Genomic DNA, 13,461 nt, shown 5'->3' with positions numbered 1-13,461 from the left:
ATCGGGATGGGCGGGCCACCCCCCGCCCGTCGGGGGGCGCCCCACTACAAAGGCATTGCTGCCTCAAATTTTGGCCCTTTGGCCGCGGCGTAAGCCGCGAAGCTGGCAATGCTTCACCTCTCGCGGCAATCGCAATCTGGTGATGTATCGGCCTCGCGGCTTACGCCGCTCCCACATCCTACAACTGGGTTAGAGATCTTCCTCGATCGGCACGTCCAGCTCGGGGATCCACTCCAGCAATCTATCAAGGCGCCGCTGCGGGTCGTTTTCCTGCAGCAACTGCAGCCGCTGGGTTTCCTGCAACGGCAATAGTTCGGCCAAACGCCAGCCCACCCACGCTGCCTGATCCAACTGCGCAGGACCAGCAGCGGCGTACTCGCCGCCTATCTGCTCGATGATGTTTTCCAGCAAGGTACCGAGCAGGCTGTGCTCGGGCTGCAGCTCGTCATCGCTGTCGCGATCACACCATTCGACATCGGCCATCACCAGTCCGTTGTCGCGCACGTGAGTCGCGGTTACGTGGAAACGCCGCGCACCACGCAGGCGCAGTACCAGCACGCCATCAGGGCCAACGTCGAAGTCCTCGACCACCGCTTCAACGCCCCATGCGGCAGGGATTGCTGGCGCACCGACTTCCTCGCCTTCGAGGATCAGGCACACACCAAAGGTGCTGCCGGTACGCCCACATTCGCGCACCAGGTCCAGATAGCGCGGCTCGAACACACGCAGGTTCAACATCGCGCCGGGCAACAACGCCGCGTGCAGGGGAAACAGGGCAAGACTGAGCAATTGCATGGTCGGTGTAATGACAGGTATTCGGCAGACAAGCCCGATGGTACTCCACCACAGCACCACGACAATTCATCGTGCGCGCGCAATCAATGCAGGGCCGGGTTGCACGCAACCCGGCCTGAAAACAGCTGGATCAAACGCCTTGCAGCTGCGCCAGGAAACGCCGCGGCGCGCCGTCGAAACCGCCGTTGGACATGAACACCACATGGTCACCAGCGCGCGCGACATCGCCGAGCTTGGCCAGCAATGCATCGGTATCGCTGACTGCCTGCGCATCACCACGCACTGCATCAATCACTCTGGCCGCATCCCACGGCAGCTCCGGGCGCGCCAGGAACACCACTGCATCGGCGATATCCAGCGACGGCGCCAATGCCTCCGAATGCGCACCCAAGCGCATCGAATTGCTGCGCGGCTCCATCGCCACCACGATGCGTGCATCGCCAACCTTTGCGCGCAGGCCTTGCAGCGTGGTGTGGATCGCGGTCGGGTGATGGGCGAAGTCGTCGTAGATGGTGATGTCCTGCGCCTGACCGATCACTTCCATGCGTCGCTTGACGCTGTGGAAGCCCGCCAAGGCCGGCGCCACACTGGCAACCTCGACGCCCACCGCGTGTGCTGCGGCCAGGGCAGCCAGGCCATTGAGCACGTTGTGCCGACCCAGCAGCGACCATTCCACAGTTGCCACTTCCGTGCCCCGGTGCAGCACAGCGAACGCACTGCCATCCTGGTTGATCAGGCGTGCGCTCCATTCCAGCGACGGATCAAAGCCAAAGCGCTCCACCGGCGTCCAGCAGCCCATCGCCAGCACTTCGGCAAGGTACTTGTCCTCGCCATTGACGATCAGACGACCACGGCCAGGCACGGTGCGCACCAGGTGATGGAACTGGCGCTGGATCGCGGCCACGTCTGGGAAGATGTCGGCGTGGTCGAACTCCAGATTGTTGAGGATGGCGACCAGCGGGCGGTAATGGACGAATTTGCTGCGCTTGTCGAAGAAGGCGGTGTCGTATTCATCCGCTTCCACCACAAAAAGTGGTCGACTTGAAACTGATCGATCCGAAAGGATCGACGCGTCCTCCCCTTCCCCCGCCGGGGGAAGGTGCCCCGAAGGGGCAGATGAGGGTAAGGCCTTACCCGCACTCCCAGCCAGCGACCTGCCCAACCGCGCCGACACCCCGAAATCCTCTGCAACGCCACCAATCAGAAAGCCCGGCTCACGCCCAGCGGCCTGCAGCAAGAAGGAAAGAATGGTGGTGGTGGTGGTCTTGCCATGGGTGCCGGCCACCGCCAGCGTGTCACGGCCCGGCAGCACTTGTTCGGACAGCCACTGCGCGCCCGAGGTATAGCGACGGCCCGAATCCAGCACCGCCTCCACCGCCGGGTTACCGCGCGAGAGCGCATTGCCCACCACAACATCGTCGCAATCGGGACTGATATTGCCCGGCAGATAGCCCTGCGACAGGCTGATCCCCAGCGTTTCAAGCTGGGTGGACATCGGCGGATAGACCGCCTGATCGCTGCCTTCGACCTGATGGCCGAGTTCGCGGGCCAGAGCGGCCACGCCGCCCATGAAAGTACCGGCAATGCCGAGAATATGGATCTTGCTCATCCCCAGATTGTCGCCGATGCGCCGGATTAGGGGTATCCAGATGCAACCCGAGATGTATACCCAATCGCCTGTAGGGGATTCCCTGATACCGTCACGCGACATTCACAATGAAAATACGTGACGCCAGCCTCAGTATCCCTCAGGTCCTACTCCCCAAGAGGCCATCCCCAGGGAGCTCATACTGATGGGGCCATGAGCACGCCCTTAGCTGGCTTTTTATACGCGAAACGCCCGGATCCAGCTCATGGACCCGGGCGTTTCTGTATGCCTGGCCGCCTTACGCTGCCAGGCAAGCGGCTGCGGCGGTCGCCCGCCACAGCCGGACATCCTCAGCGCTTGATCGCCGCCAGGATGCGGGCCAGCACTTCGTCCAGCGCGCCAACGCCGTCGACGCGCGCCAGGGTGCCCTTGGCGGCGTAGAAGTCGATCACCGGTGCGGTGGAATCGTTGTAGACCTGCAGACGCTGACGCACCGATTCCGGATTGTCATCGGCGCGGCCCTGCTCCTGGGCGCGGCCAGCGATGCGCTCGACCAGCAGTTCGGTCGGCACGTCCAACTGCACGATGGCATCCAGCGGCTGGTTCAGCTTGGCCAGGAGTTCGCCCAGCGCGTTGGCCTGGGCCACGTTGCGCGGGTAACCATCCAGGATGAAGCCCTTGGCGGTATCGGCCTGCGACAGGCGCGATTCCAGCATGCCCAGCAGGATATCGTCGGACACCAGGTTGCCGGCATCCATCACCGCCTTGGCCTGCTTGCCCAGCTCGGTGCCGGCAGCCACTTCGGCGCGCAGCAGGTCACCGGTGGAAATGTGCGGAACCTGCAGTTGTTCCTTCAGGCTCGTCGCCTGTGTGCCCTTGCCCGAACCGGGCGGTCCCAACAGAACCAATCGCATTCCTGACTCCCATATGTTTTGAGGAAACGGGACGGACAGCGGCGTTAGACTCATGGGCCGATTCACGCTGCACCGCAATATGTGCAGCTTACCGCATCCGGCCAATGTCCCGGAATGTCCTCCCGCTCTGGAGAGTATTGCCCATGTCCAAAGGCACCTTGCTGTATGCCCAGTCCGGCGGCGTCACCGCCGTCATCAACGCCACCGCCTCGGCCGTCATAGCCGAGGCAAGGACCAGGAAAATCAAGGTCTTGGCTGCGCGCAACGGCATCCTCGGCGCGTTGCGCGAGGAGCTGATCGACACCTCGAAGGAGTCGGCCGTCAACATCGCCGCGCTGGCCCACACCCCGGGCGGCGCGTTCGGCTCGTGCCGCTACAAGCTCAAGTCGCTGGATGCCGACCGCGCCAAGTACGAGCGCCTGCTGGAGGTTTTCAAGGCGCACGACGTGCGCTGGTTCCTCTACAACGGCGGCAATGATTCGGCCGACACCGCGCTCAAAGTTTCGCAGCTCGCCAAGGAGTACGGCTACCCGCTGACCTGCGTGGGCGTACCCAAGACCATCGACAACGACCTGGCGGTCACCGACACCTGCCCGGGCTTCGGCTCGGCCGCCAAGTACACCGCGATCTCGGTTCGCGAGGCCGCGCTGGACGTGGCGGCGATGGCTGAAACCTCTACCCGCGTCTTCATCTACGAAGCAATGGGCCGCCATGCCGGTTGGCTGGCCGCCGCCGCCGGCCTGGCTGGCGAGAACCCAGACGACGCGCCACAGATCATCCTCTTGCCAGAGCGCGCCTATGACGAGCCGGTATTCCTGGCCAAGGTCAAACAGGTCGTTGAGAAGGTCGGCTTCTGCGTGGTGGTCGCCAGTGAAGGCATCCATACCGCCGACGGCCAGTTCGTCGCCGATGCCGGCGGGGTAAAGGATTCCTTCGGCCACACCCAGCTCGGCGGCGTGGCTTCGTACCTGGCCGGCAAGGTCAAGGCCGAACTCGGCTACAAGGTGCATTGGACCCTGCCCGACTACCTGCAGCGCTCAGCCCGCCACATTGCGTCCAAGACCGATTGGGAACAGGCACAGGCGGTGGGCAAGGCGGCAGTGCAGTTCGCACTGAAGGGACAGAACTCGGTGATGCCGGTGATCGTGCGCAGCTCGGACGTGCCGTATCGCTGGAAGATCGAAGCCGCGCCGCTGTCCAAGGTCGCCAACCACGAGAAGAAGATGCCGGCGAGCTTCATCCGCAAGGATGGTTTCGGCATCACCGAGAAGGCGCGCCGCTACCTGCAGCCGTTGATTCGTGGCGAAGCACCTCTGCCGTATGGTCGCGATGGCCTACCCAAGTACGTCACCCTGAAGAACGTGGCCGTAGCCAGGAAGCTGCCGAGCTGGGAAGGCTGAAGCAGCCCTGTAGTGCCGAGCCATGCTCGGCAGAGGCTTTCCCGGTAATCCCGCAGCCGAGCATGGCTCGGCTCTACCCTTGGGCTCTCCCGATAACGTCCCAGCCGAGCATGGCTCGGCTCTACAGGTGGAGCCTGATCGCCGGCATTACTTCAGACAGGTGTGCCGCCCCGGTGGGCGGCGCATGCTTCGCCCAAGGTCTCCACACCGGCGGTGCAGCATGTTCCGCAAGCTATTGATCGGGATGCTTGGCTTTCTCATCGTTTGCGGGTTGGCCGCGGCAGGCTACCGGGTTGGCCAGCAGCTCGCGCAGCACGACCACGTCCCCCAATCGACACAATAGCGCTGAGCTCGCGGCAACACCGCCGTTATCGGCAGGCCGAACCCTGCATCGCCAGCTTGGCCGAATATGCAGGCAACGCCGCCAATCGCCCCGCCGCGGCCTGCGCCTTGGCATCGCCCAGATAGACCCGGTTCTGGCCCTGCCCGTCCAGGGCCACCTGCTGCCCGGCCGGCTTGCGCCACACTTCGATCACGGCCTGCTGCGAACTGCAGGACGCCGAGGGAATACGTGCCACTTCATTGAGCTTCCAGCCAGCCGCTTCGCTGGGATTGACCTTGCTCGCATCCAGGAACACCGCGCGCGGCTGGCACTGCGGGCTGGTGCGCACCAACTGCATGTCATACGGCTGCGCCGCCGTGCCGGTGAAGCGGCCTTCGATGCGGGTACAGGCTTCTGGGATCTGCCGCACGGTATGCACCGCGCCAGTGGCCTGCGCGCTGGCTGCCGGGCGTTCGATCTCGGGCTTGGCGTTGGCCGCCAACAACGGCAGCGGCGACAAGGCCGTCACGGCAAGGACTAGCAGGACTTTCATCGGCAGCGATTCCACATGGACAGATACGCGACGTTGCCAGCATCCGACTGAACCCAACAGCAAGCAGCGGTGGCTGGCGGTCGAGACAGCTGCCAGTCATACTCAGGCCGCCTCAGAGTGTTTGAACACAGCGACACGTACCACAGCCGCACGCGGCCCGGGTCTGTTCCAGTGCTTCGATCTACCCGGCGTGTCCCCGCTTCATCCACAGCTGGATGGCATCCACCAACGCTGGAGGGGTCATGCTCGAACAGTACGGTCTTGTGCTTTCGCTTGTCTGCGCCACTGTCGCCATCGTCTACGGCATCATCTCGGCCCAATGGGTCCTACGACAACCTGCCGGCAATGCCCGCATGCAGGAAATCGCCGCCGCCATCCAGGAGGGCGCGCGGGCCTACCTCAACCGCCAGTACCTGACCATCGCCATCGTCGGCGTGGTGCTGTTCGTGCTGGTCGGCGTCTTCCTCAGCTGGTACACGGCGATCGGTTTTGCGGTCGGCGCGGTGTTGTCCGGTGCTGCCGGCTATATCGGCATGAACGTGTCGGTACGTGCCAACGTGCGCACCGCCGAGGCGGCCCGCAACGGCATGAGCGCGGCCATGGATGTGGCGTTCCGGGGTGGTGCTATCACCGGCATGCTGGTGGTCGGGCTGGGCCTGCTTGGCGTGGCCGGCTACTACCTGATTCTGCAGCGCATGGGCCTGAGCCAGGCCGACAACCTGCACGCCTTGGTCGGATTGGCATTCGGCAGTTCCTTGATCTCGATCTTCGCGCGCTTGGGCGGCGGCATCTTCACCAAGGGCGCGGACGTCGGTGCCGACCTGGTCGGCAAGGTCGAGGCAGGCATTCCCGAGGACGACCCGCGCAATCCGGCGGTGATCGCCGACAACGTCGGTGACAACGTCGGCGACTGCGCCGGCATGGCCGCTGACCTGTTCGAAACCTATGCGGTGACGGTGATCGCCACCATGCTGCTCGGCGGCATGATGATGGCGGAAGTCGGCCGCAACGCGGTGCTGTACCCGCTGGTACTGGGTGGCGTGTCGATCATCGCCTCGATCATCGGCGCGTTCTTCGTCAAGGTGAAAGCCGGCGGCTCGATCATGGGCGCACTGTACAAAGGCGTGATCGTCTCCGGCGTGCTGGCCGCCATTGCCTTCTGGCCAGTAACCACGCAGTTGATGGCCGACTCCAGCCACGGCGCCACCAACCTGTATATCTGTGCCTTGATCGGGCTGGTATTGACCGGCCTGATCGTGTGGATCACCGAGTACTACACCGGCACCCAGTACAAGCCGGTGCAGCACGTGGCGCAGGCATCGACCACCGGCCACGGCACCAACATCATCGCCGGCCTCGGTGTATCGATGAAATCCACCGCCCTGCCGGTGATCGCAGTGTGTGTGGCGATCTGGTCGGCCTTCCACTTCGGCGGTCTGTACGGCATTGCCATCGCCGCGACGGCGATGCTGTCGATGGCCGGCATGATCGTCGCGCTGGATGCTTACGGCCCGATCACCGACAACGCCGGCGGCATTGCCGAGATGGCCGAGCTGCCATCGGACATCCGCGACATCACCGATCCGCTCGACGCAGTGGGCAATACCACCAAGGCGGTAACCAAGGGTTACGCGATCGGTTCGGCGGCATTGGCGGCACTGGTGCTGTTCGCCGACTACACCCACAACCTGCAGGTGGCGCATCCGGGCGAGGCCTTTGCCTTCGATCTGTCCGACCACACGGTGATCATCGGCCTGCTGATCGGCGGTTTGATTCCGTATCTGTTCGGCGCGATGGCGATGGAAGCGGTGGGCCGAGCGGCCGGTGCGGTGGTGGAGGAAGTACGTCGGCAGTTCCGCGAGATCCCCGGCATCATGCAGGGCACGGCAAAGCCGCAGTACCACAAGGCGGTGGACATGCTGACCCGCTCGGCGATCAAGGAAATGATCGTGCCTTCGCTATTGCCGGTTGCCGTGCCGGTGGTGGTTGGCCTGCTGCTTGGGCCGAAGGCATTGGGTGGTTTGTTGATCGGCACCATCGTCACCGGCTTGTTTGTCGCGATCTCGATGACTACCGGCGGCGGTGCCTGGGACAACGCCAAGAAGTACATCGAGGACGGCCACTTCGGCGGCAAGGGCAGTGAAGCGCACAAGGCCGCTGTGACTGGCGATACGGTGGGTGATCCGTACAAGGACACGGCAGGGCCGGCGATCAATCCCCTCATAAAAATCATCAATATTGTCGCGCTGCTGTTGGTGCCATTGCTGTAGTCGTAGCCGACTGCGCATTGCACATTCGCCCTTCCCCCGTTCACGGGGAAGGGAACGGGATGGGGGCGCCGAAGGCGCAGATCAATATCATCAACATCGTGGCTCTGCTGCTGGTTCCGCTGCTTTAGTTCTGCCTGACAGCGAAAAGCTGCCCTCACCCCAACCCCTCTCCCGCGCGCGCGGGAGAGGGGCCCCTGTATCCAGCAGCGTGGTGATCGGAAAGTGCACGAAGCACCCAACAACTCAAAGCACTTGAGGGAGCGGCGCCGGGTGGCCTCGGGCCATAAGCCGCGAAGCTGACATCGCATCAGTCAGCCGTAAAAAAGACAACACCACTCAGCCCGAACGCTTCACCGCATACACCCGACCATCATTGCCACCACCGCAATAGAACAACTGACCACCATCCGCTTCCAGCCCACTGACGCTGATGCCTTCCGGCATCTGCAGGCGCTCAAGCACCGCGCCGGTATCGGCTCGCAGGCGACGGATGTCACTCTGCCCTGCCTCGCCTGTCGCGTGCCAGAGTTCCCCATCCACCCAGGTCACGCCGGTGACGAAACGGTCGGATTCAATCGTGCGCAAGATCTTGCCGTCGGCTGGATCAATCTGGTGAATCTTCCGCTGCCGGTACTGCCCCACCCACAGGCTGCCTTCCGCCCACGCCATGCCCGAATCCATTCCATTGCCCGGTGCCGGGATCGATGCCAGCACCTCGCCACTTTGCGGATCGATCTTGTCGATACGCGCTTCGGCGATCTGCCAGAGATAGGTTCCATCGAACGCAGTACCGGCATCACAAGGCACGGCCAAGCTGCGCACCGTCCCGCCATCGCGCGGGTCGAAGGCCACCAGCGCCGCACCCGTGGCGGCCCAGACGTTTGTTCCATCGAAGCTGACGCCATTGACGGTGTCCGAGCCGGCAAACGGGCCGTACTTGCGTACCACCTCGGCTGGGCGGACCTTGGCCGCTGCAACCTTGGGATTCAGGGTTTGGGTATTCATCGCTGCGATCTCCTGGCATGTCCGCGATTGGCTGCCTGCCAGCGACACTAGTCAATCGGCAGCGCAGCAGGGAGTAACAAGATCGTCGTGAATCCGCTCAGCGGCACCGCGCGCCAACGCTGCGCTCGTCCGCGTCCAATCGCGTACACACGCGCTGCTGCCTCCAGCTCCAGCAGCGCCCGCTGCGCGTTGCGCTGGCTCTGACCCAAGGCCAAACCCAATGCCGAGGTCGACCAGGCCGCGCCATCGGCAAGCAACGCGAGCAGTGCGCCTTGGTCGCCCTCGATGGGCGGGAGCAATACCTTCACCGAGGTCGCCGAACAAGGGGAAAGGCGGAAGCCAGCAGCTGTCGCTTCAATCTGCGCCAGCGCCGCGATGAGCCCGCGCAGGCGACCGATCTCCACACGCAGCCGAGCGCGCAGCGTCTCGTCGTAATGGGACATGGCAAATGCACGGCTGATCAGCACATCACGGTCAACCTCGCCCGGCCAGGCCTCGGCCAGCGCACGGGCAAGCGCGAACAGCACCGGACGCCTTGCCAGCGATTGCCAGCTTGCGCCAAACCTGATGCCACGCTGGCACCCGTCAACGATCAATGCGCCGGAATCCAACTGCTGCTGCACCTGATCGATACGCAGCAACTGATCCGCACCTGCGCCAAGGCAACGCGCAGCCGGTTGCGCCAGCTTGATGCGGGCTGCGTCCACTTCAGCCTGCAGCGCCCCGACACCTGCTTGCGCCGCAGCCATCCGTGCGCGTTCCAGCAGCACGCGTGCCTGCGCAATCTGCATCCTGCGCAATGCCAAGGTCGCAGCGGTCAGATCAGCCATGGCGCTCAGCGCGGGTGGCAGCTGCCTTCCCTCCAACCTGGCCAGCGCATGCGCTGCTTCATCCAGCTTGCCCAGCAGCAGCACTCGCCGCGCCAGGATCAGCCATGCCTGCAACGCATTGGCCGCATCACCCTGCGCATCAAGCACGGTCGCGATGGCCGACAGCGGTTCGGAGTTGCCGCCAAGTTCCCGCAGCGCCAGTGCCACTTCGGCTTCGGCCAGACCGCAGCGTGCGCGTGCGAGGACTTCGTGTGCGCCGAAGCCACGTTGCGCACGTCGCAGCAGCTCGCGTGCACGGGTCAGGTCGCCCAGCTGGGCCATCGCGATTCCGCGTAGCGCCAGTGCAGGAGGGTCGTCACGCAATGCGACGTGCTTGAGCGCGGTGAGTACGTCACCGGTGGCCAGGGCGCGCGCGGATGCTGCGATCAGGGAATCCATCTGCGCAGGCTAACTGCGGGCGGGCGTGGATGCACTTTCCCGCGATGCTGCGCCTGCACAGGCAGTCGAGTCATCCCTAGGGGGAATGCCTGCGCGCTGCAAGACAACCGCTAAAAAGCGCCCTCACCCCTACCCCTCTCCCGGGACAGCCCACTTTCCTGCGGGACGAAGGGACAGCCCACGCCTGCAGGGAATCAGGGACTGTCGCTTACCTACGATTGATGAAGAACTCCACCGGCACCATCACCTCCACCGGGTCGCCAGCGACGTCCGCTGGCGGTGCCGGCACCGGTGTTGCGCGCGCCACTGTCTCCAGCGTGGCCTCGTCCAGGCTGTCATGACCGCTGCTGCGGCCGATCCGGGCATTGCTGACCTTGCCCTGCCTGTCCACGCTGAAGCGCACATAGGCCACGCCTTGCTGGCGCAGACGCTCGGCCAGGCGTGGATAGCGGCGGTATTTTTCCAGATGCCCCAACAGCTGCCCTTGCCAGGTAAACGAAGCCTGCGCCTGTTGCCCGGCCGTGGTCTGGCGGGCGGCGTAGCGCTCACTGGGCTTGGCGCTGACATCTGGCGGCGCCAGGGTCTGGTCGACGCTGTGGGCGTCGGAGGCAGGCACTTGTTCGCGCGGTTGCGGCGGCACGTAAGCGTCAACCACCTCCGGCTCCTGCGGCGGTGGCTCGTGTTCCACGCGCGGCGCCGGGGTCGGCTCGCTGCGTTGCTGCTCCTGCTGCGGCGGGCCCTGCGGGATCTCGGTTGGCGCGGCGGGTGGAGCCTCGGGCGTCTCGGCCAGATCGACCATTACCGCTTCCAGCGGTTGCTGATCGGCCAGCACGGGCGGCGCGCGCAGACTCCACCACAACGCCGCGCCTATGACCACGGCGTGCAGCAGCAGCGCCAGCGCAAAGCTGCCACCCCAACGCAGGCGGGAGGATGCAGTAGCGGCGGTCACGGCGACTGCTCTACCCCGACCAGCGCCACTTTCAGGTAGCCGGCGCGACGCAGCAGGTTCATGGCTTCCATCAGGTCGCCATAGCTGACCGAACGGTCGGCGCGCAGGAAAATGCGCTGCGAATGATCACCCTGGGTGCGTTTCTCAAGTTCCGCCGCCAGCGCGTCAGCCGACACCGCAGTCTCACCAACGCGCAGCGACAGATCGGCCTGCACGGTGAGGAACAGCGGCTCGGCCTCACGCGGCTGTGGCTTGGCGCTGCTGGCCGGCAATTCCACCGGCACATCGACGGTGGCCAGCGGCGCGGCCACCATGAAGATGATCAGCAGCACCAGCATCACGTCGATGAACGGGGTGACATTGATCTCGTGCGCTTCGTCCAGCGCTTCGTCGTCGGACTCGCGGGAAGTACGGATTGCCATTGCCAGGCCTCAGCGCGCGTCGCGCGTCAGCGCGCGGCCGCAATCCAGATCGCGCGAGACGATCTGCTGCACGCTGGCGGAGATGTCACCGCCCAGTGCGCGCAGGCTCAGCAGGCGGCGACTGAAGTGGTTGTAGATCACCACCGCGGGGATTGCCGCGACCAGGCCCATCGCGGTAGCCAGCAAGGCTTCGGCGATGCCCGGCGCAACCACGGCAAGATTGGTGGTGTTGGACGCTGCGATGCCGACGAAGCTGTTCATGATGCCCCACACGGTGCCGAACAGACCGACGAACGGTGCCACCGCACCGATGCTTGCCAGCAGACCGACACCGCTGCGCAGGCGCCGGCTGTTACCCAGCTCAATGCGCTCAAGGCGCGAGCCGAGACGTTCCTTGACGCCATCATGGCCTTGCGCATCGGCGGACAAGGCCAGCTCGGTACGCGCCGCACCCAGCATGCCGCGTGCAAGGTCCGATTGCTGCAGCAACGGCTGCGCCTCCGCACTATCGAGGCTGCCACTGACCTCCAGCACCTCGCGCGCAGCCTGCAGCTCACGGCCGATACGACCAAGCTCCAATGTCTTGGCGATCAGGACCGTCCAGGTTGCCAGCGATGCCAATGCCAGGCAGATCATCACCGCCTGCACCACCCAGTCGGCGGACTGGTACATGGCCCAGGGCGTGAGTGCCGGTGTGGCGGCGTGAGAGGAAATGTCAGCGTGCATGGAAAGATTCCGGATCGTCGTGGAAGAAAGCCGCACTGGCGATCTGGCTGGTGCGTTGAACGTTGTACAAAATGGCGTCGCGTTGGCACGACACCGCATGCTGCGTAGCGGTAGACCGCGTCATGACTGCTCCTCACTGGCCACCGGCTCGCGCGGGCTCGGTCGCGACAGCACATAGGCAGCACTGGCCAGGAAGAAAACAGCCACCGGCACCGCCAGCTTCCAGCTCGGATGCGCACCGATGAAGAACAGCACATAGCCCAGCGCCATGCCGCCAGCGGCAAAGCACTTGCCCTTGCGGCTCACCGCGCCCTGCTCGCGCCACAGCCGCAACGACCGACCGTAACGCGGATGCTGCAGCAGCCACGCTTCAAAGCGTGGCGAGGATTTGGAAAAGCCCCACACCGCCAGGATCAGGAAGATGGTGGTCGGCATCACCGGCAGCAACGCGCCGATCACGCCCAGTGCCACCATCACCCAGCCCATGCAGAACCACAGCCAGCGGATCACGTCGCTGCCTTCGTGGTGTCTGCTGGCGCGCCTGACTGCATCAGGCGAATTCCTGTTCGACGTAGCCACGCACCGTGCGGAACGCAGCATTGGCGCCTTCGATGGCCGCCGCTTCCTGCGCTTCGGTCATGCTGATGCCATCCAGTGACGCAGTGAACTCACGCCAGTGGCGGGCGGCGCCATCCGGATGTGCGGCCAGGTGGCTGGCACCAAACCCCGCGCCCAAGCCCAGCTTGCCAGCCAGCTTGAACAGGATGGTGCCACCGAGGTTGGAGCCTTCAGCCACGTACAGCCAACCCAGCGCCTGCGGCAGTTCGATATCGTCGGGGATGACGGCGGCGCTGTCGGCGGGAACGTCCTGCTGCAGATCACCGAGGTCGGCAACAATTTGCTGCAGACGCTGACGCTGTTCCAGATCCGGCAACAGCGCGCGCAGCAACGGCGTTGCATACAGCGCCTGGATGTCGCGGTGGAAACGGTATTGCACGCGCACGAACTTGGCGAAGCGCTCGCGGCTGGCAAAGATGTCCTCGGACATGATGCGTTTGTCCAGCGAATCATGGGTACTGCTGGTAGCCGCTTTCAGGCGCTGGCTACGAGTGGGAGCTGCAATGGTTTCGGTTGTGGTCATGATCTGCAACAACGAAGCGGAGGGGGAAACCGACTGCATCCTCTGATGGACTGGCCGGTCGTCCTGATTGAGACGTCTGCCGGGGGCCTTCCCCCAAGTGGCCTGCAC

Annotated in this window: 14 protein-coding genes; 2 read left to right on the top strand and 12 right to left on the bottom strand. The window is 64.5% G+C overall.

What is annotated here, in order from left to right:
* Positions 1-189: 189 nt before the first annotated feature.
* From ACVOMF_RS13800 to ACVOMF_RS13790, 3 genes are all read right to left on the bottom strand, one after another.
* The gene (locus tag ACVOMF_RS13800) at positions 190-795 is read right to left on the bottom strand and encodes an LON peptidase substrate-binding domain-containing protein (protein ID WP_481509807.1); all 606 of its coding nucleotides are present in this window, start codon (positions 793-795) and stop codon (positions 190-192) included.
* A 130-nt stretch (positions 796-925) separates the two neighbouring features.
* Complete coding sequence (mpl, locus tag ACVOMF_RS13795; RefSeq protein WP_481509806.1) at positions 926-2,404, bottom strand: UDP-N-acetylmuramate:L-alanyl-gamma-D-glutamyl-meso-diaminopimelate ligase; 1,479 nt, start codon at positions 2,402-2,404, stop codon at positions 926-928.
* A gap of 329 nt (positions 2,405-2,733) precedes the next feature.
* Positions 2,734-3,297 (bottom strand): adenylate kinase, encoded by a 564-nt coding sequence (locus ACVOMF_RS13790; protein ID WP_057627841.1) that lies wholly within the window; start codon positions 3,295-3,297, stop codon positions 2,734-2,736.
* Between the two features lie 143 nt (positions 3,298-3,440).
* On the opposite strand from ACVOMF_RS13790, the gene ACVOMF_RS13785 reads away from it, so the two are divergent.
* On the top strand, positions 3,441-4,697 hold the full coding sequence (locus ACVOMF_RS13785; protein ID WP_481509805.1) for a 6-phosphofructokinase: 1,257 nt from the start codon (positions 3,441-3,443) through the stop codon (positions 4,695-4,697).
* Between the two features lie 368 nt (positions 4,698-5,065).
* On the opposite strand, the gene ACVOMF_RS13780 is transcribed toward ACVOMF_RS13785, so the two are convergent.
* Positions 5,066-5,572 carry a hypothetical protein gene (locus ACVOMF_RS13780; RefSeq protein ID WP_481509804.1) on the bottom strand — a complete coding sequence of 169 codons (507 nt, stop codon included), beginning with the start codon at positions 5,570-5,572 and terminating at the stop codon, positions 5,066-5,068.
* A 242-nt stretch (positions 5,573-5,814) separates the two neighbouring features.
* On the opposite strand from ACVOMF_RS13780, the gene ACVOMF_RS13775 reads away from it, so the two are divergent.
* Positions 5,815-7,842, top strand: a complete 2,028-nt coding sequence (locus ACVOMF_RS13775) for a sodium-translocating pyrophosphatase (protein WP_481509803.1) — start codon at positions 5,815-5,817, stop codon at positions 7,840-7,842.
* A 336-nt stretch (positions 7,843-8,178) separates the two neighbouring features.
* Here the strand turns inward: ACVOMF_RS13775 and ACVOMF_RS13770 are convergent, their stop codons facing one another.
* The 8 genes from ACVOMF_RS13770 to ACVOMF_RS13735 form a co-directional block, all read right to left on the bottom strand.
* Positions 8,179-8,847, bottom strand: a complete 669-nt coding sequence (locus ACVOMF_RS13770) for a glutaminyl-peptide cyclotransferase (RefSeq protein ID WP_481509802.1) — start codon at positions 8,845-8,847, stop codon at positions 8,179-8,181.
* Between the two features lie 47 nt (positions 8,848-8,894).
* Positions 8,895-10,115 carry a helix-turn-helix domain-containing protein gene (locus ACVOMF_RS13765; RefSeq protein WP_481509801.1) on the bottom strand — a complete coding sequence of 407 codons (1,221 nt, stop codon included), beginning with the start codon at positions 10,113-10,115 and terminating at the stop codon, positions 8,895-8,897.
* A 208-nt stretch (positions 10,116-10,323) separates the two neighbouring features.
* Positions 10,324-11,064, bottom strand: coding sequence for an energy transducer TonB (locus ACVOMF_RS13760; RefSeq protein WP_481509800.1), 741 nt, complete (start codon positions 11,062-11,064; stop codon positions 10,324-10,326).
* On the bottom strand, positions 11,061-11,486 hold the full coding sequence (gene exbD / locus ACVOMF_RS13755) for a TonB system transport protein ExbD (RefSeq protein ID WP_481509799.1): 426 nt from the start codon (positions 11,484-11,486) through the stop codon (positions 11,061-11,063). Before exbD ends, ACVOMF_RS13760 begins: the two co-directional genes overlap by 4 nt.
* Positions 11,487-11,495: 9 nt before the next feature.
* The gene (exbB, locus tag ACVOMF_RS13750) at positions 11,496-12,212 is read right to left on the bottom strand and encodes a tonB-system energizer ExbB (protein ID WP_481509798.1); all 717 of its coding nucleotides are present in this window, start codon (positions 12,210-12,212) and stop codon (positions 11,496-11,498) included.
* A complete protein-coding gene (locus tag ACVOMF_RS13745; RefSeq protein WP_481509797.1) occupies positions 12,202-12,336 on the bottom strand; it encodes a hypothetical protein in 135 nt (44 codons plus the stop codon). The genes exbB and ACVOMF_RS13745 overlap by 11 nt, the downstream gene beginning before the upstream one ends.
* Positions 12,333-12,719 (bottom strand): YbaN family protein, encoded by a 387-nt coding sequence (locus tag ACVOMF_RS13740; RefSeq protein ID WP_481509808.1) that lies wholly within the window; start codon positions 12,717-12,719, stop codon positions 12,333-12,335. Before ACVOMF_RS13740 ends, ACVOMF_RS13745 begins: the two co-directional genes overlap by 4 nt.
* A 43-nt stretch (positions 12,720-12,762) precedes the next feature.
* Positions 12,763-13,353 carry a biliverdin-producing heme oxygenase gene (locus ACVOMF_RS13735; protein ID WP_481509796.1) on the bottom strand — a complete coding sequence of 197 codons (591 nt, stop codon included), beginning with the start codon at positions 13,351-13,353 and terminating at the stop codon, positions 12,763-12,765.
* Positions 13,354-13,461 lie beyond the last annotated feature (108 nt).

The sequence above is a fragment of the Stenotrophomonas sp. STEN022 genome (assembly GCF_056760155.1).
This window is presented reverse-complemented; position numbering and strand designations above follow the sequence as displayed.